General features: G+C 62.2%; 20 protein-coding genes, 2 pseudogenes and 1 riboswitch. Of the genes and pseudogenes, 16 read left to right on the top strand and 6 right to left on the bottom strand.

The features are described from left to right. Positions 1-610: LLM class flavin-dependent oxidoreductase (locus QMG52_RS16760; RefSeq protein WP_283561565.1), on the top strand; the 610-nt coding region annotated here is incomplete at its 5' end. A gap of 31 nt (positions 611-641) precedes the next feature. Here the strand turns inward: QMG52_RS16760 and QMG52_RS16755 are convergent. From QMG52_RS16755 to thiM, 5 genes are all read right to left on the bottom strand, one after another. Continuing rightward, on the bottom strand, positions 642-1448 hold the full coding sequence (locus QMG52_RS16755; RefSeq protein ID WP_283561564.1) for an ABC transporter ATP-binding protein: 807 nt from the start codon (positions 1446-1448) through the stop codon (positions 642-644). Then, a complete protein-coding gene (locus tag QMG52_RS16750) occupies positions 1441-2289 on the bottom strand; it encodes an ABC transporter permease (protein ID WP_283561563.1) in 849 nt (282 codons plus the stop codon). Before QMG52_RS16750 ends, QMG52_RS16755 begins: the two co-directional genes overlap by 8 nt. 63 nt (positions 2290-2352) lie before the next feature. Next, positions 2353-3399 carry an ABC transporter substrate-binding protein gene (locus tag QMG52_RS16745; protein ID WP_283561562.1) on the bottom strand — a complete coding sequence of 349 codons (1047 nt, stop codon included), beginning with the start codon at positions 3397-3399 and terminating at the stop codon, positions 2353-2355. A gap of 164 nt (positions 3400-3563) precedes the next feature. Then, positions 3564-4226 (bottom strand): thiamine phosphate synthase, encoded by a 663-nt coding sequence (thiE, locus tag QMG52_RS16740; RefSeq protein WP_283561561.1) that lies wholly within the window; start codon positions 4224-4226, stop codon positions 3564-3566. After that, positions 4223-5026, bottom strand: coding sequence for a hydroxyethylthiazole kinase (thiM, locus tag QMG52_RS16735; RefSeq protein ID WP_283561560.1), 804 nt, complete (start codon positions 5024-5026; stop codon positions 4223-4225). The genes thiE and thiM overlap by 4 nt, the downstream gene beginning before the upstream one ends. Then, positions 5018-5114: riboswitch (TPP riboswitch) on the bottom strand. It overlaps the preceding gene by 9 nt. 359 nt (positions 5115-5473) lie before the next feature. Between thiM and QMG52_RS16730 the strand changes: the two genes are divergently transcribed. The 12 genes and pseudogenes from QMG52_RS16730 to QMG52_RS16675 all read left to right on the top strand — a co-directional run bounded on the left by QMG52_RS16730 (position 5474) and on the right by QMG52_RS16675 (position 18210). Beyond that, positions 5474-5665 carry a hypothetical protein gene (locus QMG52_RS16730; protein WP_349361748.1) on the top strand — a complete coding sequence of 64 codons (192 nt, stop codon included), beginning with the start codon at positions 5474-5476 and terminating at the stop codon, positions 5663-5665. Between the two features lie 106 nt (positions 5666-5771). Then, positions 5772-6038, top strand: a complete 267-nt coding sequence (locus QMG52_RS16725) for a hypothetical protein (protein ID WP_283561559.1) — start codon at positions 5772-5774, stop codon at positions 6036-6038. Between the two features lie 34 nt (positions 6039-6072). Next, a pseudogene (locus QMG52_RS16720) lies at positions 6073-6768 on the top strand (cation diffusion facilitator family transporter); the annotation flags it as partial. Between the two features lie 31 nt (positions 6769-6799). Beyond that, on the top strand, positions 6800-7426 hold the full coding sequence (locus QMG52_RS16715) for a cation efflux transmembrane domain-containing protein (RefSeq protein WP_283561558.1): 627 nt from the start codon (positions 6800-6802) through the stop codon (positions 7424-7426). A gap of 106 nt (positions 7427-7532) precedes the next feature. Further along, positions 7533-7841 (top strand): YkvA family protein, encoded by a 309-nt coding sequence (locus QMG52_RS16710; protein ID WP_283561557.1) that lies wholly within the window; start codon positions 7533-7535, stop codon positions 7839-7841. Positions 7842-7982: 141 nt separating this feature from the next. After that, a pseudogene (locus QMG52_RS16705) lies at positions 7983-8244 on the top strand (helix-turn-helix domain-containing protein); the annotation flags it as partial. A 425-nt stretch (positions 8245-8669) separates the two neighbouring features. Continuing rightward, the gene (locus tag QMG52_RS16700; protein ID WP_283561556.1) at positions 8670-9986 is read left to right on the top strand and encodes a thiolase family protein; all 1317 of its coding nucleotides are present in this window, start codon (positions 8670-8672) and stop codon (positions 9984-9986) included. Further along, a complete protein-coding gene (locus QMG52_RS16695) occupies positions 9983-12133 on the top strand; it encodes a 3-hydroxyacyl-CoA dehydrogenase NAD-binding domain-containing protein (protein WP_283561555.1) in 2151 nt (716 codons plus the stop codon). The genes QMG52_RS16700 and QMG52_RS16695 overlap by 4 nt, the downstream gene beginning before the upstream one ends. Positions 12134-12259: 126 nt before the next feature. Beyond that, on the top strand, positions 12260-12718 hold the full coding sequence (locus QMG52_RS16690; protein WP_283561554.1) for a QcrA and Rieske domain-containing protein: 459 nt from the start codon (positions 12260-12262) through the stop codon (positions 12716-12718). Between the two features lie 220 nt (positions 12719-12938). Then, on the top strand, positions 12939-16049 hold the full coding sequence (gene aroA / locus QMG52_RS16685; RefSeq protein WP_283561553.1) for a 3-phosphoshikimate 1-carboxyvinyltransferase: 3111 nt from the start codon (positions 12939-12941) through the stop codon (positions 16047-16049). Further along, positions 16046-17332 (top strand): acyl-CoA dehydrogenase family protein, encoded by a 1287-nt coding sequence (locus QMG52_RS16680; protein WP_283561552.1) that lies wholly within the window; start codon positions 16046-16048, stop codon positions 17330-17332. Before aroA ends, QMG52_RS16680 begins: the two co-directional genes overlap by 4 nt. Next, positions 17329-18210: an SDR family oxidoreductase gene (locus QMG52_RS16675; protein ID WP_283561551.1), complete on the top strand. Its 882-nt coding sequence runs from the start codon at positions 17329-17331 to the stop codon at positions 18208-18210. Before QMG52_RS16680 ends, QMG52_RS16675 begins: the two co-directional genes overlap by 4 nt. Positions 18211-18702: 492 nt before the next feature. Here the strand turns inward: QMG52_RS16675 and QMG52_RS16670 are convergent, their stop codons facing one another. Continuing rightward, positions 18703-19257 carry a hypothetical protein gene (locus QMG52_RS16670; RefSeq protein ID WP_283561550.1) on the bottom strand — a complete coding sequence of 185 codons (555 nt, stop codon included), beginning with the start codon at positions 19255-19257 and terminating at the stop codon, positions 18703-18705. A 671-nt stretch (positions 19258-19928) separates the two neighbouring features. Here QMG52_RS16670 and QMG52_RS16665 point away from each other — a divergent pair. From QMG52_RS16665 to QMG52_RS16655, 3 genes are all read left to right on the top strand, one after another. After that, positions 19929-21173: an HNH endonuclease signature motif containing protein gene (locus tag QMG52_RS16665; protein ID WP_283561549.1), complete on the top strand. Its 1245-nt coding sequence runs from the start codon at positions 19929-19931 to the stop codon at positions 21171-21173. A 363-nt stretch (positions 21174-21536) separates the two neighbouring features. Beyond that, positions 21537-23069, top strand: a complete 1533-nt coding sequence (locus QMG52_RS16660) for a DGQHR domain-containing protein (protein WP_283561548.1) — start codon at positions 21537-21539, stop codon at positions 23067-23069. Between the two features lie 2 nt (positions 23070-23071). Then, entirely contained in the window at positions 23072-24421 is a 1350-nt protein-coding gene (locus QMG52_RS16655; RefSeq protein WP_283561547.1) for a hypothetical protein, read from the top strand. The last annotated feature ends 49 nt before the right edge of the window (positions 24422-24470 follow it).

Here is a 24470-nt window from a genome sequence, read left to right as displayed (position 1 = left end):
CTACGATCTTCCCAGCGCCCAGGCCTACTATGCGGATATGAAACAGCGGATCGCTGCTGCCGGGCGTAATCCGGAGAAGGTAGCGATCATGCCCGGATTGGTGACGTATGTGGGCTCCACCGCGGCCGAAGCCCGGGCCAAACAGGACCAGACGGATGCGCTGCTGCCCACCGGAGAATCCCTGACACGGCTGGGCACGTTCGTGCAGCAGGACTGTACCGGCTGGGAACTGGACGCCCCCGTGCCGTCCCTGCCACCGGCGGCAGAATTTACTGGGCCGCAGGGCCGTTATGCCACCATAATGCGCATTATTGAAACCGAACGTCCCACCGTGCGGCAGTTGCTGGGGCGCCTGGCCGCAGGAGGGGGCCACTGCACCATGGTCGGCACGCCGGAGCAGATCGCTGACCAGATGGAGCTCTGGTTCCGATCCGGAGGCGCTGACGGGTTCAACCTGATGCCCCCGCTGCTGCCCGATTCCCTGGACGAGTTCGTCGATGACGTCATCCCCGTCCTCCAGCGCCGGGGACTCTTCCGCACCCGCTACACCGCCTCGACGCTGCGCGGTCATCTGGGGCTGGACCGCCCGGCTGCTGGCGCCCCTGCGTAAGAGAGCCACCACGGCATGGCGGCGGTTCCGATCATCCAATACCGTCCGGGACAGGGTTGCCGGGGCGGTGAAGGGTTTCGAGGAGTTGGAGTTCGTAGTGGGCGAACCGGGCCGAAGCCATCATCGACAGCTGACGTGGTCTGGGCAGGTCGATGGGGAGGTTTAGGCGCACGGAGGCGGGCCGGGGGCTGAGTACGACGACCCGGTCGGCCAGGTAAATCGCTTCACGGATGTCGTGGGTGATCAGGACCGCGGTCCAGGAGTTGTGGGACCAGACATCTTGAAGCCACGCCTGCATGTCGGTGCGGGTGAGGGAATCGAGGGCACCGAAGGGCTCATCCAGTAATAGGACGTCACGGGCCTGGACCACCGTGCGCAGCAGTGCGGCCCTTTGCCGCATTCCTCCGGAGAGCTCAAAGGGATGCGAGTTCTCAAAACCGGACAGCCCGAAAGCCGGGAAGAGGCTGGCGGCACTTGCCCGCGCGGTCTTTTTGCTTCCGCCGCGGACTTCCAGGCCCAGGGCGGTGTTCTGGAGGATAGTGCGCCAAGGAAAGAGGAGGTCTTTTTGCGGCATATAGGCGAAGTGTTCACGTTCCCCGGTGACGGGGCGCCCGTCGACGAGGATTTCGCCGTCGCGGGGTTTTTCCAGACCGGCCATGATGTTGAACAGGGTGCTCTTTCCGCATCCGCTGGGACCGATGATGGCAAGGAATTCTCCTTGTTGTGCGGAGAAATCGACTTTGTTGATGACGGGACGGGATTGTCCGTGGCCCAGCTCGAAGGATTTGGTAATTGCACGTACTTCGACCCTGGGTGCGGCAGCGGTGGTTTCAGACATGGCGGTTCCTGCGTTCCTTGGAGTGCCAGGGGATGATCAGCCGCTCGGCGGCGTAGGTCAGCAGGAACAGGCCCACACTAAGGAAAGCGGTGACTGCGACTGCTGCCAGTACGAGGTCGGTGCGGAACGAGTTTTTCATCGTGGCCATGTAGATACCCAACCCTTCCCGGGCGCCAATGTACTCGGCGAAAATGGCGCCCGTAACAGCGTAGGCAATGCCGATCCGCAGGGCTGTGAAGAAGGAAGGAAGAGCCGATGGAAGGCGTACATAGACGAATTGCTTCCACCGGTTGGCCCCCATGCTGCGCAGCAGATTGCCCGCGTCACGATCGGTGAGGTTGAAGCCGTCGATCAGGCCGACGGTCACCGGAAAGAACGTGACCAAGGCGATGACCATGATCTTTGGCATCAGACCGAAGCCGAACCAGATGATCATCAGCGGGGCAATGGCGATGATGGGTATGGTCTGGGATGCCACCAGCAGGGGCATCAGGGCTCGGCGAAGCCATGGTGAGAAGTCGATGGCGACGGCAAGGACCCACGCCAGGGTCAGGGAGACGGCGAAACCGAGAAAGGTTTCCTGCAGCGTCGGCACCGTGTTGGCCCAGATGATCCCGCGCGCCAACCAGCCCTGCTCCACGATCCGCTGCGGAGACGGAAGCACAGTTGGTTTCACCCCGCCGGCCGCGACCGCGCCCTGCCAGGTTGCCAGGAGAGCGAGGACAATCACGGCCGGGGGTACGGCGGTGGTGAGCGTCCTGAACCGGCGGGGAGACCCTGTTTTCCGGTTGCGGCCGGTTTTTCCCCCACACCCCGCTCCGTCTCCCGGACCCCCACTCACAGCGTTAACTTTCTGCCGTTACGGTCCCGTGGCCGGCGATCGGGAAAGAGGAGGGCGCGGGAGCTATTTGCCGGCCAGATACTCATTGGTGAACAACGCCGTGGTGTCAAGGGGTTTGGCGAGGGGTTTGCCGCTTTCATCGGCCAGCAGGGCGGCCTTGTAGAGAAAATCCGCCAGCTGCTTCCACTGATCGGCTGTTTGGGTGCCGACCTGGCCGTTGGCGTCCTTGAGGTAGGAAGCACTCAGTTCTTCCTGGCTCTTGTAGACAAGCTGGTCGTCGGCGAAGATACCGGGGTTGGCGTCAATAAGTATTTTCGCGGCAGCGTCGGGTTCGGCTGCGGCATATTGGTATCCCTTTTGGAGGGCCTGGACGAATTTCCGGGTCACGTCTGGGTGTCCCTTGATCCATTCCCGGTTGCCTTCAATGATCACCGAATACTGGTCCGGCACGCCGTAGTCATGAAGGTTGAAAAACTTCATCGGAGTGCCGCGGAGGGTGGCGTCGATGCCTTCCCAGGTCTTGAAGGCTGAGGTGAAGTCGACTTTGCCGGCATACAGGGCTTCGTAGGCGGACGTGCCCAGGGTGACGCTGCTGAAATTGCCTGTTCCGCCGGCGTTCCTGATGGCATCTGCGGCTTCGGTAGGGAACGTGGCACTGGGCCCGGCCGTGCCGAAGGTTTTACCATCGAGGTCTTTAGGGCTGGTAATGTCCTTCCGGCTGGCCAGGACGCCGATGGCTGTGGCATCGTGCTGGAGCACCGACATGACCGAGGTGTTGGCCACCCCCGCTGCTGTGGCGAACGTCGCCGTGTTTTGGAAGCTGATTCCGAAGTCCGCCGCACCCGAGTTGATGAGGGTGTCAGTGGAAGACTGGCTGTAGGGCAGTACCTGGACGTCGAGTCCGGCGGCGGCGAAGTAGCCTTTGTTGATCGCCACATACAGCCCGGTGTGGTTCGTGTTGGGCGTCCAGTCCAGGGCGAAAGTAATGGGTGTGGTCCCGGAAGAAGCCGGAGTGGGACTTCCTCCCGAACCGGCGCAGGCTGACAGGGCTGCCATGGCGGTAAGGGTGAGGGCGCTGACCGCGCCCACGAGGAAGCGTCGTGTGTTCACGAGAAGTCCTTTCCCCGCGTATGCGGAGCGTTTGCTGGTGCCGGATAGACGGTGGCCCGGTTTCCGCCGGGAATATCCGGCCGCGCGGTGCCGCGATTTAGGAGCGGCGCGGGGTGCCGGAGATAGAGATATGGCTGGGCGGGGTATGTCGGCGGTTGCGGTGTTCATTGGGTCCATTCCTTGAGAAACTCTTTGGCGCTGCGGGCAGGGTTTTCGGCGGCACAGATTGCTGAGACCACGGCGATGCCGGCCGCTCCGGCGCACCTCAGTGCCCTGACATCGGCGGGGGTTATGCCGCCGATCGCGACGCAGGGCAGCAGCGTAGCAGCAGCGATAGCGGCGAACCCCTGGATGCCCAGGGGCGCCGGATGGTCCGGTTTGGTCGACGTCGGACGGATCACGCCCACGCCCAGATGGTCCACGGTCCCTGAGGGCAGGGCGTGCAGCCGCGCGAGATGTTCGGCCGTGTTGGCGCTCAGCCCGATCAACGCGCCCTGGCCAACAATTGCTCGGACCTGGGGTGCCGGAAGATCGCTTTGACCGATATGGACGCCGTGGACAGCCGCACCGCCCGCCCGGGCGGCGAGAAAAACGTCCACCCGGTCATCCACCAACACCGTGGCCCGGTCACCGACGGCATCGGCGGTACGCATCACCAGATCGTAGAACCGGGCGGCGCTGGCCGTTTTTTCCCGGATCTGTACCATTCGCACGCCTCCGGCAACGGCGGCGCTGACCGTCTCCACCACTCCGCGTTCCCCGCATAACTGATCATCAGTGATCAGGTAAATCCCCGGGGTGAAGCCAGCCCTGCCGGCGCCTGTCATGAGATAGCCACTCGGGACCGGATTGTTTCGGCATCCACAGACACCAGCGCATCCAGGAACGCGACCGCGAAACTGCCCGGGCCGCGGGCGCCGGCAGCGGCGATTTCGGCAGCGACGGTATACACCGCGGTGGCTGCAGCCGTCGCTGCCAGACGGTCGCCATTCACAGCCAAAAAAGCTGCGGTGACCGCACCCAGTGCACAGCCACCCCCGGTGACCAGGGTCAGATAGGGGTGGCCGTTACTGATCCGGATCACGTCGGTGCCATCAGTAATCAGATCAACGGCCCCGGAAACGGCCACGACGGAACCGTGAACGCTGGTCAGGCGGCAGGCCGCTGCCAACGCACTGTCGGGAGTATCGACGGCATCAACACCACGGCCACCTGCCCCCAACCCGGCCAGTGCGATAACCTCTGAAGCGTTGCCCCGGATGGCGGTCGGGGCGTAAGGGAGCAGTTCACTGGCAAGGGCAGTACGCACCGGCAGGACACCGACCGCGACCGGGTCAAGAACCCACGGGCTGCCTGCCTCCTGAGCGGCCGAGGCAGCTTCGACCATGGCGACCCGTTGCTCCGCGTGGGGAGTACCCACGTTGATCAGCACTCCGGAAGCTATCCGGGCAAACTGGCCGGCCTCGGTGGGGACATCAGCCATGACTGGCGCCGCCCCGAGGGCTAGAAGCACATTCGCGGTGAAGTTTGTCACAACCGTATTGGTCAGACACTGCACCAATGGCCCCGTCTCCCGCAACCGGGCGAGCATCGTGCAGACATGGTCAGGTGTCAGGCGAACAGTCATCCGCAACATCCCTTCGCTAGTACGAACTAGATCAGGTTCAACGGGTCTTATCTCAGCCCTGTTTCCCAAGGCACCCCGTGTCACTCTAGAAAGCCTACTCCCACATAGGCACAGGCGCGCATCAGCCGGAGAACCGTGGCTTGGGCCCCGCAGGGTGCAACGATGGCAGTGGCAGTGGCGGTGTTGGTAACGGTGCAGTCACGAGCCGCACTTGGCGAATCCGCGCTTCGCGGCGCCAACACCCGCTGGCATCCTCTCCGGTCTGGGTCATGCCGTGTCGGGAATCACGCCTCATGCCACGGGTGACAGTTTGGGGTATACCCCAACCGGGCGTCAGGCATGACCGCTGGTCACTGTCAGAATGAAGTCCGCTTGTCACTTTCAGAAGTCGCCTGCACGGAGTGTCCGAAATCGTCTGCACCGCACCTCTGTGCCGAAGGCCGTAGCATGTATGGGGCTCAGACAGAGACTCTCGAACCACCTGGCCTGTCTGCGGGACTGGGGCTCGTGGTCGCGGAACCTGTCGGGCGGCGGGTCCGCTACGAACTCTCCGATACGAAGCTCGCCCACGCGCTCGAGGATCTGCTTGCGGTGATCCTGACGGTCGACCCGATCTGTTCCTGCCCGATCGAGGAATGAGCCGTATGAGTGTCGTCACCGTTGACCGACGCAGGGTCCTGAGCCGGCGGATCCGTTGGTTCGTGGCCGCGACCCCGAAGAACGGGAAAAAACGGCCCTGCGGGTCGTGGCATTCTCTTTTTTCGCGCTGGCCGTCTATCTGGTCGTCACCGCCGGGCCGAAGTTTCTTGGCGTCGACGAGCCCGTTGATTCCCCTGTGGGTCTCGGCCTGACGGCGCTGAGCCTGCTGATCATGCCGCTGCTCTCCTCGCCGGCCTCGCGGTCAAGGAAGGTCTGGACACCTTCCGGGGAGATGGCTGCTGTGCCGCCCCCGCATGGCAGCCATGATCATCGACGACACGTCCGCACAGGACACGTGCTGCGGAACGGCTGACTGCACGGACGAACCCGCCCAGCACTCTTTGCTAGTGATGGCCGCCGAAGTCATCGGCACGGTGATGACCGGCAGCCTGGCGCTGCTGGCCGACGCCGGGCACATGCTCACCGACGCCGCCGGGCTGCTGATCGCCCTGATCGCGGCCTCCCTGGCCCTGAAACCGGCCACCGCGAAGCGCATCTGGGGATATGCCCGCGCCGAGATCCTGGCCGCAGCACTCCAGGCGGGCCTGCTGCTCATCGTCGGCGGGTTCGTGATCTACGAAGACATCCACCGGATTATCGATCCCCCGGAGCTCGGCTCCTGGCTGATGCTCGTCTTCGGCAGCATCGGACTGGCCGGAAACGCGGTCGGGCTGATCATCCTGGCCTCGGGCCGGCACCATAACTTCAACCTCAGAGCCGCGTTCCTGGAAGTCCTCAACGACGCACTCGGATCCGTTGCCGTGATCGTCGCCGCCGTGGTGATCGCCGTGACCGGGTGGACCCGGGCCGACGCGCTGGTGTCTTTGCTGATCGGTGTGCTGATCATTCCCCGCTCCCTGCGCCTGCTCAAGGACACCGCCGACGTCATCACCGGACACGTCACCCTCGAAGATGAATGCCTTACGGACGGACACGCCGCCGTGATCCTCGCGGACCTGCAAAAATGCGTGGCGGAGCACTTCGACGTTTCCGTCGAACACTCCACTTTCCAGCTCGAACCGGCCGCGCACCGCGACCAGGAACACTTCCCCACTGACGAAACGGACACACGCCATGACCGGTGCCGACCCCACGGCCACCATCAGGAGCACGGGCCTGCTGCAGCACCGCGGACTGCGCCTGGAATACGCCACACTCGGCTGGAACACCATCGGCCTCGCGGTCCTGGCCGCCGCCGCCATCCAGGCCGGCTCCCCGGCCCTGGCCGGCTTCGGCCTGGACTCCCTGATCGAGATCTGCGCCTCACTCGTCGTGGTGTGGCAGCTCAAGGGCGTCCACACGGACCGGGAGGCCCGGGCGATGCGGCTGATCGGGGCCGGCTTCGCCGTCCTCGTCGTCTACCTGATCATCAAGCTCATCATCGTCGTCGCCACCGGCGGATGCCCTGCCGTATCAATGTTGGGGATCATCTGGACGGCCTTGACGTTCCTTGTCCTGCTGGCCCTGGCCTGGGGCAAGATCCGCACCGGACGCGCCCTCGGCAACCCGGTACTCACGGCAGAAGGGATAGTGACCCTGATCGATGCGTTCCTGGCCGGCGCCGTCCTGGCGGGCCTGGTCCTGAACGCCCTCTTCGGCTGGTGGTGGGCCGACCCGCTGGCCGGAGCCGTGATCATCTACTATGCCGCACGGGAAGCACACCACGCCCTCACCCACACCAGCGAAGAGACCACCGCATGAACGGGTGGGACGCACTCATCGCCGTCATCGGCGGGATCGTACTGATCTACGCAATCCTGCTGGTCTTCCTGGTCCTCTACGCCCATAAACATCCGGATACGGTGGAATGAGAGATGCCCTGCGGCTGCTGCCGGACCTTCTCACCCTGCTGCGCCGGCTCACCGCCGACCGGACGCTGCCGCGCGGAATCCGCGTCCGGCTCGTGCTGCTGCTGATCTACCTCGTCTCGCCCATCGACCTGGTCCCCGACTTCCTGCCCGTCATCGGATACGCCGATGACGCCATCATCACCGCCCTGGTCCTGCGATCCGTTATCCGCAAAGCCGGCAACGGACCACTGGAACACCACTGGCCCGGCACACCCGCCGGCCTCACCCTGATCCAACGGCTGGCCGGAACCACCAGGACCGAATGAGTGGCGCACCGTCCACCACCGCCCGGAGTGGTCCGGGCCGGTCCGGAGACTTATATGTCCCGGATCGGCGCCCTGCGGCGTTGTTGTCTATTTGGCCGCTCGGGTGCGGCGCCCGGCCAGGACCAGGGCGAGTGCTGCTGCTCACCACTGGCAAACCTCATGCTCTCCGTCGTGGGTGCGTTCGCGGAGTTCGAGCGGGCCCTCATCGGCGAACGCCAGTGGGAAGGGATCGTCCTGGCCAAAAAGCGGGGAGCTTACAGGGGACGCAAGAAGGCGCTGTCCTCCGAGCAGGCGGCAGAACTGGCTGGGGCGTGCCGCTGCCGGAGAGCCGAAAGCGGTCCTGGCCCGCGATTTCGGCATCAGTCGCGAAACGGTCTACCACTACATTCGCCCGACCGGCTGAAGCCAACAGTGCCGCGGTGCAGCCATTGCGACTTGCGGGATGCCCGAAAACCGCCAAACCGGACTGTGAAATTGCCACCATTCATGGGCAACGGTCGGACCACGGAGCCCGATACTTCCATCTCAAAATACCTTAGCGTTCAATTCTGTACCGATCCTCCCCCAGCCGAGGCTGTGCGCTCGTGGCCGACGGCGCCCCCGAACCCGCGTATTGATCCGCTTGCCCAGCTGCCAGCCGAGCCACTTGCCGACTGCGCGTACCGAAAGTCCCGCGCACCTGGCCGCACCCGGGAGGGCAATACAATGAGGCTCAACGGCTCCGCTTGTCAGCTAAGTTACCGTCTAGTAACATAGGCGGTGACGCCGTCGAACATCACACCGGCAGCATGCAGGACCCTACATCCATGTCCCGATGAGGAGTTACAGGTGAGCCACAACAGGCAAGTAAGGGATGTTGTCTTCGTCGACGGCGTCCGCACACCCTTCGGCAAGGCCGGCGAAAAGGGCATCTACGCCGGCACCCGGGCCGACGACTTGGTGGTCAAATGCATCCGGGAACTGATGCGCCGCAACCCTTCGCTGCCGCCCGAACGCGTCGATGAAGTTTCCATTGCCGCCACCACGCAGACCGGCGATCAGGGCCTGACCATCGGGCGCACCGCCGCGCTGCTGGCGGGCCTGCCGAAGTCCGTCCCCGGTTTCGCGATCGACCGGATGTGTGCCGGCGCCATGACAGCGGTGACGACGACGGCGTCGGGCATCGGCTTCGGCGCCTACGACGTCGTCATCGCCGGCGGCGTCGAACACATGGGAAACCATCCCATGGGCTCGGGCGCCGACCCCAATCCGCGGTTCATGTCCGAGCGCCTGGTGGACCCAGCGGCACTGAATATGGGCAACACCGCCGAGAATCTGCATGACCGTTTCCCCGCCATCACCAAGGACCGCACCGATGCCTTCGCCGTCGGCAGCCAGAATAAGCTGGCCAAGGCCTACCAGGACGGCCTGATTCAGCCGGACCTGGTCCCTGTCGCAACGCTCAAGCCCGAAAAGGGCTGGGCACTGAATACCGTCGATGAGCCGCCGCGTCCGGGCACCACCGTGGAGGACCTTGCGTCCCTGCGCACTCCCTTCCGGGCCCACGGCCGGGTGACCGCCGGCAATGCCGCTGGCTTGAACGACGGCGCCACGGCAGCCCTGCTGGCCTCGGCCGAAGCGGCGGAGGAACTGGGCCTGCCGGTCAAAATGCGGCTGATCTCCTACGCCTTTGCCGGCGTCGAGCCGGAGGTAATGGGCATCGGCCCGGTCCCGGCGACGGAAAAGGCCTTGACGATGGCCGGCCTGGGCATTGCGGACATCGGGCTTTTCGAAATCAATGAGGCCTTCGCGGTGCAGGTGTTGTCCTTTTTGGACCACTTCGGCATCGCCGACGACGATCCGCGCGTCAACCGCTATGGCGGCGCTATCGCCGTCGGGCATCCGCTGGCATCCTCGGGTGTGCGCCTGATGACTCAGTTGGCCAGCCAGTTCGAGCAGGATCACAGAGTCCGCTACGGCATCACCACCATGTGCATCGGCCTGGGCATGGGCGGAACCGTGATCTGGGAAAACCCGCACTGGGACGGCACGGCTGCACAGAGCTCAGCGGGCGCGGTTGGCTCTGTTAGTGAAACCGGCTCAGTCAGTGAAACCGGCACCGCCAGTGAAGCAGGCAGGGCCACCGAAAAGGAGAACGCAGCATGAGCGCGCAGGATTACAGCACCCTTACCGGGCTTTTTCCCGGTGAAGTGGTCACCCACTCGTATGTACAGGACGTTCAGCTTCCCGCGGTAGGTGGCCGTCCCGGCGCAGGTACCTTTGCCCTGATCACGCTGGATAACGGTTTGGACCACCGTCGCCCCAGCACGCTGGGACCCAACACGCTGGTGGAGCTCAAGGATGTGCTGGAGGCCCAGCGGGCCCGGGCAGCCGCAGGGGAAATCATCGGTGTCGGCGTCACCGGCAAGCCGCACTTCCTCGTCGCAGGGGCAGACCTCTCCGCGGTCAAGGGCCTGCATGACCGCGAGTCCGGCGTCTTAATGGCCAGCCTTGGCCACGACGTCTACAGCACCCTGAGCGATCTGGGCGTCCCCAGCTTCGTCTTCATCAACGGCGTTGCCCTCGGCGGCGGGCTGGAAATCGCCCTGAACGCGAATTACCGGACCGTCTCCACCGGGGCCGGTGCCATTGGACTGCCCGAGGCGTTCCTGGGTCTGGTGCCCGGCTGGGGCGGGGTCTACCTGCTCCCCCGGCTTATCGGACCGGTCAATGCCGTCAAGGTGATGATCGAAAACGCGCTCAGCAACAACCGCACCCTCAGCGGTGCAGCCGCGTTCAAACTCGGCATCGCGGATGCTCTCTTCGAACCGGCGGACTTCGTGGAACAATCCCTCGCGTGGGCCGCCAAGGTCATCACCGGCAAGGTCACGGTGACCCGTCCCAATGCCGTCTCCGAACCGCTCTCGGACGCCAACAGCGCGGCCTGGGATGCCGCCGTCGCCGGTGCCCGTAAGTTTGTCGAAGACAGGACAGCCAACGCCGCCCCCGCTCCGGCTCGGCTCCTGGACCTGTTGGAGAAGGGAAAGTACTACAGCAAGGCCGAATCCTTCGCGCAGGAGGATCTGGCGCTGGCGGACCTGATCGGCACGGACGAATTCCGCTCCACCGTCTATGCCTTCCTGGATCTGGTGCAAAAGCGCGGCAAACGTCCCGCCGGTGCACCGGATGCAAAACTCGCCCGCCCCGTCACCAAGGTGGGTGTGGTGGGTGCCGGCCTGATGGCCAGCCAGCTCGCCCTGCTCTTCGCCCGGCAGCTCAAGGTACCGGTGATCATGACGGACATCGATCAGGCCCGCGTGGACAAGGGCGTGGGCTACGTGCACACGGAGGTGGACAAGCTGCTGGCCAAGGGCAGGATCTCCCCGGACGCCGCCAACCGGACCAAGGCGCTGGTCTCCGGCTCCGTCTCCAAGGCTGCCTTCGCGGACGTGGACTTTGTCATCGAAGCCGTCTTTGAGGAACTCGGCGTCAAAAAGCAGGTCTTCGCGGAGGTGGAGGCCGTGGTTTCCGAAACCTGCATCCTCGCCACCAACACCTCTTCGCTCTCCGTCACCGCGATGGCCGAGGACCTGGTTCACCCCGAGCGGCTCGTCGGCTTTCATTTCTTCAATCCGGTAGCCGTGATGCCGCTGCTGGAAATTGTCCGCGCCCCGAAGACGGACGACGCCGTGCTGGCCACCGCGTTCGAGACAGCCAAGGCGCTGCGGAAGACCGCGGTCCTGGTCAAGGACGCCGCAGCCTTTGTGGTCAACCGCATTCTGGGCCGGATGTTCGGCGAAATCACCGCCGTCTTCGACGAGGGCACCGATGCGGTCACCGCCGACAATGCGCTGCGCCCGATGGGCCTGCCGATGAGCCCGTTCGGCCTGCTCGCGCTGGTGGGGCTGCCGGTGGGCCAGCATGTGCAGGAATCCCTGCACGCGGCTTTTGGCGATCGCTTCCACGTCTCCGCGAACCAGCAGCGGTTGATTGATGCGGGCAAGAAGGGCCTGTGGGAGAAGAACGACGACGGCAGCCAGTTTGTGTTTGAGGAGACGCTGGCGCTGCTGAGCTTCGGCAACACCCCCTCCACCGGCGAAGAAGTGCTCATCCGCACGCAGGATGCACTGGCCGACGAGATCGGCCGGATGCTCGCCGAGGGCGTGGTGGCCGGTCCGGAGGACATCGACCTGTGCGTCATTACCGGCGCCGGTTGGCCGATGCATCTGGGCGGCATCACCCCCTATCTGGACCGGGTGGGGGCGTCCGAGCGCGTCAACGGCAGGCTCTTCCACCCGGAGCTGGCTGCCTGAGCCGTGGCGAATCCGTGGGCGGCCGGAGTCCTCGGCGACGGGCCTGGCAGGGGTCCTCGGTGATGGGCCGGCCGGCCTGCATCGGGCTTTGAGAAACTTCCCAGTCAGAACTGGCAGACTGGATCCATGACTTCGAGCGCTCCGCTAAACCGCCGCACCCTGCTGAACCATTCTCTCCTGACGGCAGGTGCCGCCGCCGGCACAATTGCGGCACTGACGGGATGCTCTGCGCAGCAGGCTGCCTCGGCCAGCGAGCAGACACCATCGGCCGTTCCCAGTGCCGGCGGAGCTCCCGTCCGGGTGGGGCGTCTGGCCGATCTGGCAGTTGGTGCCACGGGGGGCGCGAAGGCCAATGGTAAGGACATTGTGCTGTTCCGGCGGGACGAAAAGTCCGTCCTCGCCTACAGCGCCGTCTGCACGCACGCCGGTTGTACGGTTGCGGCAGCCGGCAAAAAGTTTGACTGCCCCTGTCACGGATCGTCCTTTCAAGCCGCGGATGGGACTGTCATTACCGGACCGGCCCAGCGCCCCCTGGTGCCGCTGCGGGCCGCTATTGACGGGGACTGGATCACCGTCACGCTGTAGCTGCCCGCGTTGTAGTTGCCTGCGCTGTAGCTGCCCGCGTTTCAGCTGCTTAAGGCAACAATTTCCACGAGATAGCTTTCTGCCCGCGCCGCCAGGATCCAAATCACGTATGCTCACTACCAACGACCCTGCCACATGGGTCGAAGACTAGTTTCACCACAGGAGAGCAGAACTAGAGGCGTTACACTCCGTCTAAAAATCGTGGAAACGGGTTGGCATCGTGCAATTATCCGTCATTGGTTCCGACGACCTTATCCGTGGGGACGTCCAAATCCCCAACTCGAAATATCATGCCCATCGGGCGCTGATTCTCGCCTCGCTGGCTCCCGGCATCAGCCACATTTCCGGGCTCAGCGACGCCCGGCATGTGGACTATACCGTCTCGCTGCTGCGTTCGCTCGGCACCCAAATCGAGATCAGCGGGGATACCTTCATTGTCCATGGCGGCCCGTACCACCCGCGCTCGGATACAGCCTCCGCCGGCAGCTCGGGCAGTACTCTGTATTTCATGGTGGGACTGGCCTCCCTGGCAGACCGCGACGTAACCATCACGGGTCAAAAGTACTTCCAACGCAGACCCATCGGCCCGTTGCTCGCCGCCCTGCGCCAACTCGGGGTAGACGCCACCTCCCCCACTGACTGCCCACCAATCCGGGTCAAGGCCCGCCGTCCCAGCGGCGGCATAGTGCACATCTCCGGCACGCTCTCCCAATGGGTTTCGGGGCTGCTGCTGCTCGCTCCGTTCGCGCTGGATGAGAGCACAGTGGTCATCGACGGGCCGCTCAACGAACGAACCTACATCGAGCTCACCGTGCGCATGATGCGCCAATTCGGCCTGCAGGTCGATGTGTCCGCGGACGGCAGGCGTTACACCATCCCGCCAAACCAGATGCCGCGGCCCACGGATTTGGTCCTGCCGCCGGACATCGGCTCCGCCGCCTTCGGGCTGGCGGTAGGGGCCCTGCACCCGTCGGACATTCTGCTGCGCGGCTTACGCCAGACCAGCTCCAGCGGCACCGACCATCCGGAGTCCGAGCTGCTGGACATCGTGGCCGCGATGGGGCTGCCGATGGAGTACGACAGGCAGGCCGACGGCGTCAGGGTGCGGCACCAGGGCCGGCGGATGGGCCCGCTGGACGTGGATTGCCGGACGGTGCCGGACATGCTGCCGGTGCTCTCGGTCATGGCGGCCCTGGCCGATGGTGAAAGCGCCTTCCGGCATGTGGAGCACGTCCGGCTGAAGGAGTCAGACCGCGTGGTGGCCATGCTCCAGCTCAACAGCATGGGCGCAGACCTGAGCTTTGACGGCAGCAATTTACGCGTCCGCGGTGTTCCCCGACTGCACAGCGCCCACCTTTCATCCTTCAACGATCACCGGGTCCTGATGTCCTTGGCCGTCGCGGCAACGGCCGCGGCCGGCAGATCCTCGCTGACATACCCGAATGCGTACCGAATCTCCTACCCGAAGTTCCTGGCCGCCATGCAGACGCTCGGCCTGGACATGGAGGTGGAGCAGGGCTCCGCACGCGGGCCTGTGCTCCATCATCCCGCCGAGCCTGATGCGAAGGAGAGCGCCGCTGCCGAGTCCATGACGGCCTCGGACTGGATCCGTCGCTGGGCCACAGAGAAACCGCATGCCCTGGCCGTGGTGGACGCCCGGTGGAATACGACGTCGCACCTGAGCTGGGCGGCCCTTGACAACGAAGTTGATCACGCGGCGACCGTCTTCCTCAACCTGGGGGTAGCTGCCGGAGACAGAATCGCCGTCCAGCTGCCGAACTGGCGCCAGTTCGTCGTGATCTCCGCAGCGGCGCTGCGGATCGGGGCGGTCATCGCGCCAATCATGCCAATCTTCGGGGACCGTGAAGTTGCCTATGCGCTGCAGCAGTCCGGCGCCAAGGTGTTGCTGGTGGCGGACAATTTCCGCGGCCGCCAGCATGCCAGCGAAATCGCCCGGCTCCTCGACCGTAGCGGCCCCGGCACCGGTCCGGGCAGCGGAGCGGATCCCGGCGCGGGCGGCAGCGCGGATGAGGCGACCGCAGCCGCCGCCACGGACACCACCGCCGGCACCGCCGAGATCCGCGTCGAGCACGTCTTCGTCGTGCACGGCACGGCAGGTGTCCCGCGGCTGATGCCCAACAACACAAATCCCCGGGTGCAATGGTCACCCTGGCATCACGCCTGGGCGTCCGCCGTCGTCGACCGCGCAGCCCTGGACGCGCGCGCGCCAGGTCCGGACGACGCCGCCCAACTGCTGCTGACCTCGGGCACCTCGGGCCGGCCCAAGGGTGTGATCCATACGCACCGGCGGCTCTCCCGGGCTGCCCTGATGGCAGCGCGCCAGCTGGGCCTGAACGCCACCGATTCCATCTATATCCCGTCGCCGCTGGCGCATCAGACGGGATTCCTCTACGGAATGTGGCTGTCGTTCACTCTGGGCGTCCCGCAGATCCTGCAAAGCGTCTGGGATGCTCCCCGGGCGTTGGAAATTCTGCATGACTGGGAAGCAACATTCGTGCAGGCCGCGACGCCCTTTTTGACCGACTTGCTGCAGGCAGTGGAAGACGGCGGGACCCGGCCGGAACGCCTGCGTGTCTTCGTGGTGACGGGCGCGGCCGTGCCCCGGGCGCTGGCCGAACGCGCCACGCGCGTGCTTGGTACGGCAGTGTGCGGGGCTTTTGGCACCACCGAGACGGGGCTCGGCGCGCTCACCTCACCGGCGGACCCGCCGTCGAAGGCGTGGGGTACCGACGGCAGGGCACTGACCGGGGTGCAGTTGCGGATTGTCGACGACGACGGGCTGCGGCTGCCGCCGGAGGCGGAGGGGAATCTGGAACTGACCGGCCCGACGGTCTTCGACGGTTACCTGGACCGGCCCGACCTGGCCGCGGAGACGTTTAGCTCCGACGGCTGGTACCGCACCGGAGATCTGGCCACCATCGACGATGAAGGCTACCTGCGCATCACCGGCCGCGTGCGGGACATCATTAACCGCGGCGGGGAGAAACTTCCGGTCGCAGAGCTCGAACAACTCCTGCACACCCACCCCGCCATTGCCGACGTGGCCATCGTTGCCATGCCTGATGCCCGGCTTGGCGAGCGCGCCTGCGCCTTCGTCCGGCTGGCACCCGCGGCGGAACTGAGCTTCAGCGGGCTGCAGCGGTTCCTGCAGCACAGCGGCGTGAGCAAACACTACTGGCCCGAACGGCTCGAACCAATAGACGAGATCCCGCGCAACCCGGTGGGCAAAATCCAAAAATTCGTGCTGCGTGAGCGCGCCGCGAACTTGGTCCCGCAGACGCACACGAAAAGAAAGGCCAGCGGAAAATGACGGTACGGCAGGCTTCCACCTTGGACGGGCGCGGCAGCGCCGTGCCGCAGGAACTCTACGACAGCCTCCTGGCGGAGGTCACGGACTGGGTCGAGGGGCCCGCCGAGGCGTGGGCCGAAAGGATCGAGGCCAGTGGGACGGTGGAACCGGCCCTGCGCGCCGAGCTGAAGAGCAAGGGCTTCCTGGGCCTGGCGGCGCCCGTGGAACTGGGCGGACGCGGTCTGAGCTTCACGCAGTGGATGGGTCTGATGGAGGTCTTCTCCCGGTCCCACGCCTCCATCCGGATGATCGTCCATGTGGTCAACGGCACGTGGCGGTCCATGAACCCGCACGCCAGCGCCGAGCAGCGGGAAAAGTTCATCATCCCCTCCGTCGCCGGAGACATCACCGTGGCCTTTACCCTGACCGAACCGGATAACGGAACAGGCGCGGACATCAGCTGCTCCGTCCGCCGGGACGGGGACTTTTACTACCTCACCGGGACAAAGCATCTGATCACGTTCGGCGTGAACTGTGACTATTGGCTGCTTTTCGCCCGGCTGGCCGGGAGCAGCGGCTCGGAAGGTACCGTGGCTCTGCTGGTGGACCGCGACGCTGCCGGCGCCACGGTGCAGGACACCTCCAACACCATGGGCGTTCGGGGCACCGATCACGCCCGGCTCACGTTCCGCGATACCCCCGTCCCGGTGTCCCAACGCCTCGGTGCCGAGGGTGACGGCCTGACGATTGCCTTGGGCGGATTTCTCACACCGAGCCGGATCTCCGTGGCGATGAGCTGCGTCGGGCTGGCCGAGCGCGCCCAGCAGCTCGCCGTCGGCTATGCCCAGCATCGGGTTACCTTCGGGAAGCCGATCGCACAGCGCCAGGCCATCGCGTTCCTACTCGCCGAAAACGCTGCGGACATCGAGGCGGCCCGGGCCCTGGTCATGTACGCGGCTGCCCAGTGGGAAGCCGATTCCGATCGCGCCCCGGCCCTGTCCTCGATGGCTAAGCTGACCGCCGTCGACATGCTCACCCGGGTGACGGACAAGGCCCTGCAGGTTCACGGCGGGCTCGGCTACTGGAAATCGCAACCGATTGAACGGGTCTATCGGGACGCCCGGGCGCAGCGTTTTGAGGAGGGAACCAATGAGATCCAGAAGGCCGTGATCGCCAAAGACCTCCTCTCCCGGGCGGGCCACGGGGCGGCCCCGGACGCACCGGACCCTGCGGCACCGGACCCGGCCGCACCGATGGGCGCAGCCCACGACGCGGATTCGGGCCTGACCGGGGCAGCCCGGTGACCGCCGGCGGCGCGGCCGATGGTGCATCTAGCGATGCGGACGGTGCTGCAGTCGGTTCAGCCGGCAAATACGCCGGCAAGGTGGCACTGATCACCGGGTCCTCGCGCGGGATCGGCCGCGCGTTGGCCCTGCAGCTGGCTGCGGAAGGGGCCAGCGTGGTGATCAACTACCGGAAAAACGCCGATCTGGCCGAGGCCGTCGTTGCCGAAGCCAAGGCCGCCGGCGGGGACGGCATCGCGGTCCAGGCGGATGTCGAAAACCCCGACGACATCATCCGGCTCTTCGACGAGGTGGACGCTGCCTATGGGCGGCTGGATTTCTTCATCAACAACGCCGCAGCTTCGGCGTTCAAAAAGCTGCTGGACCTCAAGACCCACCACCTGGACCGTTCCTACGCCATGAACGTCCGGCCTTTTGTGCTCGGGGCGCAGGAGGCGGTCAAACTCATGGACCAAGGCGGCCGCATCGTGGCGGTCACCAGTTACGGCAGTCAACGAGGATTCGCCACCTACGCTGCCCTCGGATCCTACAAAGCAGCGGTGGAATCCTTCGTCCGCTACATGGCCGTGGAGTTTGCCGGCTACGGCATCAACGTCAACGGCGTCAACGGAGGCCTGATCGATTCGGACTCGCTGGAATACTTCTACAGCATGCCGGGCATGGCCCCGATGGAATCCGTACTCGCAACAATCCCGTTGGGACATCCCGGCACCGTGGCGGATATGGCCAATGCCATCGAATTCCTGCTCTCCCCCAATTCCAGTTACATCACCGGGCAGATCCTCGTGGTCGATGGCGGCATGACAGTAGCGTCCGCCCCTTACTACGGGCAGACCACTGATCCCATCAGCCTGCCCGAGCGGCCGAGACGGGATTAGTGGGAACTGCCGTCGTTGAGCACTGATGCACCGGAGCTCTGGTTTACTCAGCGCTGCTCCGATAAGCCGGGTGTAGGAAGATCCGAGTCGGAGCCGCGTCACTGCAATGTCGGACATGGCCTGGCCCCGGGCAAAACGTGAGATTCCGTTAAATTCGAACCGACGACCCCCGCTTTACAAGTATCGAGTTGCCACCCCTTGTCAACGCCCCGTAATGACCCATGTTCCCGGGAATATCATGGAACAATGATAGATACCAAATACTCTCCAGTTTGCGTTGATTCTGGAGAGTTTATGGCGAGTCGGTCATAATCCCATCAGGCCAACCAGAACGCACTCATGACCGAAAAAGCCGGCTAGCTATATGGAAGCCGTTTCGGAAAACGAACGGCCGACTTTGACTTAGCAAAGCTGGAAGTGGCAACAGGTCCACTGAGGCATCGGCGTTAGTCATAGAGCGTCTCCCCGGCTAGCGCCAATGCCTCAAACTATCTACTGCACCGCAACAACACCAAGGACGTTAAGAAGATCTGCGGCCACGACCACACCGATGGCCTTCTGATATCCCTTAATGCTCTCGTCGTATTTTGCGTCCAGCGGCATATCGGCCGATTCTGGCAGGTTGCCCGCTGATACAAGATACTTCATGGCCGTAGCGAACGGCCGAGTGAACCCTTTCATCTGCCGACCATCACGCCATACCATTACCCCGAACACCGAGTCTCGATCCAATGAACCACCGGTTTCCACAGCAGCTTCAAGAAGTTCTGCATATTCTTTCCGCCCATTCAAGATGAGTCGATCAAGCAAGAGCCTGTATGCATCGGCAGTCCAGCCGGAGGATCCGGCCGCAGCAATGGACTCCGCGGTGGGACGCACCCTCATGGGTGCCGGAGACAGTGCCGATACCTCAGAGAGCGGCTGATCTGCGGCCGAACTGCTGCCGAACTGCGTTAGCAGAGTCCGATGCATCAACAATAATTCCGCCACCGCGTCGGCAGCGAGATTCGAAACATCCAGCGTGATCAGTTGGTTGCGATCAGTCATAATTCCCCTTCAGAGTCAAGCCCCCGGCCAAGACGAATCCAAAGCTCAAGCCAGGGGGTTTTGCGTCCAGTCAAACACTGCACGTAAGTAGACTACATGTAGATGCAGATTAAGGCACTGTACAGACAAAACAAGTGCACGTACTTATCTAACTTCTTATTCGACCAAGATCCCGTCGACTCGTTTCCTGAGGCAACAAAGCGGTGCACCGCGGACTCCGCTGGCACTTCTCTAGACACGACAAGGGCGCCATCCGAACACGCGCCTGATGCCGATTTCGGCAACAGCTCGGGCACGAGCGCAGCTCTGCACCTGCCATTAACCATCCCTGAGGTCGTTTGTGGATGCACATTCCAATTCGAGCCCGAGCAGACGGGCAAGTTGGCCCGGAACGAATGCGGCATGACCGCTGGCTCTGACTCCGCACCCCACCTCCTGGAGAACTCTCCGTCTGCAGACGCTAGCTAGCATCTAGCACGCGGTCCACACTATGGTTGGGCTAGGCAGCAGGGCGGAGGCACACTCGAAATCGAGTCACATGAGAAGAAGTCCGCCGTTTGCTGGGCATTGCATCACCTACACGCGGCCCACCGCCGGGGACCAAACACTGAAGTGCAAATTGATGCTCGCTAAGGCGCCGGATGCGACCGAAATGCTGTATGAATGGACAGATGGAGAGAACCTGGTCGGAACTGGACAGTCATAACGTCGCTAAAGCCATAGAACTGTGGCATGAACTTGGCAACGAAGAATTCATTTCACGCACTAGATTCAAGGAATCAAAGCGGTACGTTGTGATAGATCAGGGGCAACTGATTTCAAGTAAACCTCTGCTCGCCATGGCGTTCCAACTTCAGTTTTCTTGCAGCAAGGATGGTCCTCCGAGCCTCACCGGAGGGGACCAAACAAGGTCGATTCTCAAACGTCTTAGGTATGACTTAATAGATCTCCGTACAGCTGACCAAAATCAACTCTTTGAGCCCGCAACTATCTCTATAGATCCCTCCACGAAGTTCTGGTGGGCCAATCAAACGGCAAACTTTGACACCGTATTCCAGGAAGGGACACTTTGGGCCCCGCGGAGCGATAGCCGTGGCAGGCAGGTCGATCATTGGAGAAATCTGGACAGCGCCAGCCCAGGAGACGTTGTTTTCCACTATGGCACCCCTGAAATTCGTGGCGTGAGCCGGGTTGAGACCATGCCAGGGTCCACGTACGCGCCCCATGGCTACGCTGAATCCGGGACAAAAACCGCTGGAAACCTGGTGCTTACAAAACCAATAAGCAGAGTTCAGGTTCATCGAGACCTAGCGCTTCGAACGCTGGCAAGCGACAAGTATGGGCCAGTCAATACTCTCGGAGGATTGCGAAACGGATACTTCTTTCCCCTGAATACTGAAGGAGCCCTCGCGTTATTAGGTCAGGCCGGTGTCAAAATCGTCACCGAAACAGCGTCCACCGATGTGCTCCATGACATAACGTCAGAGCCAGCATTTGAAGGCTTGAGCGACAAATCATCCATCGTGGCCGTGCGACGAGAGCAGCGCTTCCTCAGGGACCAACAGCTGAAGCGCCGCGGGAATGTTTGCTCGCTCTGTGGCGAGTCATTTCCAACAGCGTTCTTGGTCGCTGCACATATCAAACCGCGCTGGGCTTGTACCGAAGATGAACGCATGGACATTCACCATGTCTCGATGTTGGCCTGCCTTTTCGGCTGCGATGCCTTGTTCGAGCTCGGTTACATTGCCATCAATGATGACGGAAAAATCGAGCACGGCAGCCAAGGCTTTCAGCAAGTAGAACACAAGACGAAGTGCATCATAGGACTAACATGTTTGGCGTTCAATGACCAGTCGCGGGAGTACTACTCGTGGCATCGACAACACCATGCCAATAGTCAGAACAAATTGCACTGAGCGGTAGTTGACCGCCGCTAACCCACGTTCCTAGGGGTTTGGAAGGGGTCGGCCTAATGTCATCGGACCGAGTTGGTATTTGTGGATTGGAACTGATTTGGGGTCTTGCCGCGGCCCGAGGGATTGTGCTGAATGTGACGGTGCCTAGCCTTCGCTTGCCGATGTGTACAGGCAAAGGCCCGTACCCCACTTCCGTGTTCCAACCCTTGGCCGGAGAGGCGCTTCAAGTTCACCACCGCGGCGCGCAGTATCTACCAGTTGTGATTCCTCTGCTTTCCGCCATACTAGTCCGCAACTTGGGCGTCAATAGTCCACCGGGGTAGGCTAGCCTATCGACGCTTCGTAAGACAACAAAGGATTCCCATGACTCAGGGTGATGCTGCTACTCCAGTTCCCGCGCTACGCGTCCGTCAGTGGCTCGCCCAGTGGGATGAACTAACCTACGACCCAAAGCAGAACCAAGCTCGTCCAAAAGAGCACTTCTACCTCTTTTCACTTCCTGCATCGCAACTACGTGCCCTGGCCGGTATCTATCGCCGATCCACAGACGAAGGCGTCCCGCGTAAAGATGACTTGGGAATCCAAAGAAAACACGACCCTGAGCGAAGCGAGGAGATCCGCCGGTACGTAGAAGGCGGGTATCCCTGGTCTGGTCTCAGCGAAGCGAAAAGACAGAAACCCGAGAGCGACAGCCTAAAGAAGCCTGGTTGGCTACCAACTGCAGTCGTAGTGAACATCCTGAACGTCAATGACCAACGCTCAGGGAGAAGGCTCACTAGCTCTGAAGTAATCAAAGTCGAAGACGATCAGTTAACTAACTCTGCATTACTTCACCTACCTAAACTTGTCGATAATGAAAATCAAATGCCCCCGATCGAGGTCATCGATGGCCAGCATCGACTCTTCGCATTTGAAGACGACGACAAAGACGGTGACGAGTACTATCTCCCGGTAGTCGCATTCCATGGCCTTGATATCTCCTGGCAGGCCTACCTTTTCTGGACCATCAATATTAAGCCTAAGAAGATAAATCCATCGCTTGCATTCGACTTGTATCCACTGCTCCGAGAACAGTCATGGCTCGATAGTGGAGAAGTCGTTCAAGTTTACAGAGAAAGCAGGGCGCAGGAACTTACGGAGATCCTCTGGGCAAGTCCGGACAGCCCATGGTATCGCCGAATTAATATGCTGGGGGGCACACGAAAAGACAACGGTCCCGTTACTCAAGCAGCTTTCATCCGGAGCCTTACCTCGAGCATGATCAAGTCTTGGCGACCAACCAAAGGCCCCGCTGGCGGCATATTTGGCGGGACTCCAGATGCTGGGGACGGCCTCGCCTGGTCGCGTCTTCAGCAAGGGGCCTTCCTGCTAACTGCATGGCGCTTACTCGCAGAGAAGACCAGCTCAGCCAAGGAACCTTGGGCCGAACATCTGAGGGAGCAGGCAGGGCAACTCGATGTCGACGGCCATACTCCGAATCGTTTCACTGATCCAGCTTTCGCCGGAACCAACAGTCTCCTCGCAACAGATCAAGGCGTACGTGGTTTCCAGTCTGTCATCAATGATCTTTGTTACATCCGCCATCGCGAACTCCAATTGTCCTCATGGCGGGACCTTACCGACTTTTCTGATGTGTCACCGGAGAACGTCTCCCTGGCAGCAAAGTCACTCGAAAATGAGCCAGTCTTTGAGTTTCTGGGGCAAATCTGCGAGAGCCTCACCAGCTTTGACTGGAGATCTAGCAGCGCATTGGGCCTAACCGAGCAGGAACGACTCGTGAAAGCAGTGCTTCGAGGAAGCGGTGGGTACAGGGAACTCAGAAACCAGCTCGCATTCCATTTGCGCAATTCTCCCCATGCAGCAGTTGCTAGCGCTGCACATTATTTGGAGAGCTGACTGTGACAACGTCGGTACAAACGCCACTTTCGGCGGCCCAAAAACTATTGATGCAACATGCCGATCACAATCAAATAGTAAGTGCCCTATCCCGCATCAAAGTAACAACAGATGCTTCATGGTTATCAAACTCCAATCCATATTCAGCGGACGCACAAAAACAACTCAAATCAGATAACTTTGCAGTTCCGTCTAGCCAAGAGGACGCTTTTGCCGAGTATCTGGCAGCTGGAGCATTCGTTCACTGCGGAGATGCTTGGGGATATTTGGGCCGTGCCGTTGATGCGCTCGTTCGAGGAGATCTGGCCACGGCTGTGCATCTCACGTATTACGCTGAGCTTCGAGGCGCCATTTCACTTCTGGCGTCGGAAGGGATCTATGTCGGGAATGGCTACAACTGCGTAGTGACGGCCACTGGTCAAATTGAGGATGTTTCGAAAGAAGGCACCCACCTCGCAGTCTGGAAATTACTTGATGCATGGAACACGTCCGCTCGATCGAGCCAGGTAATGGGCAAGGTACTCCGCCCCGGTGGCGTTGAACTCGATTCATGGGTAAATGCGTTGCCTGGTGGTGCGCTTCGTCCCATCGTGGACGATCTACTTTCAAGCATCGCCTTCGATCTGCAGTCGTTCTCCGCTGACCGCACGCGACGAAACACCGCAAGCTACAATCCCACGCGGCTGGTTGCTGAGGACCTCTCCACTTCCGACATGTGCCGAGTAGTTTCTCATTTCTGGACAACTCTCGAACCGGATGTCCGCGGCGGCTTTCCAGTGCTCGATCATGCACTGCTGCGGCGAATACTGACCAGTAATTTTAGTTCCATAAATGAAGTTCACGACGCAGCCGGCCAACCAACCGGGCAGATCGATTGGTCTGGCTGGGAGCCATGGCTAAAAATGGCCACTCCGACACAAAGTGTCTCGACGGCTCTCTATGAACAACTCAAAACGGATCCCACTGCAACACAGATCGATGAGACTCTGGCTGCGGCCTTCCGAAATGACGCAGCGTCCACCGCTCCGGGTGATTTCATCGAATCTATGTTTGCGCGAACCACGGTGCTCTTGCGTCTATCTACCGGAATGTGCATTCGGCTCCTCGAGGACTCTGGAATCGACATGGACGCAATCGAACCCTGGATTGATAGCCTTGGTCTGTCCCGCGGCCTATGGTCACCTAGTGAAGTTCCTGAGTCAAAACTTGATCTATGGGTTGACACGGAAATCGCACTCGAATTACTTGACACCGTTACGAACTCTGATGCTCACGGTGTCATCGATCAACTTAGAGCCCACACGGTTATTCTCGGGCAAACGGAGCGTGTAGTGGCATGGAGTTTTGCTTGATTGAGTCGCTCTTAAACAGTAAGTATTCTGGAGTTTCTGCGTGAAATAC

Origin of the sequence: Paenarthrobacter sp. PH39-S1, assembly GCF_030063245.1 — a bacterium.
GTDB lineage: Bacteria > Actinomycetota > Actinomycetes > Actinomycetales > Micrococcaceae > Arthrobacter_M.
This window is presented reverse-complemented; position numbering and strand designations above follow the sequence as displayed.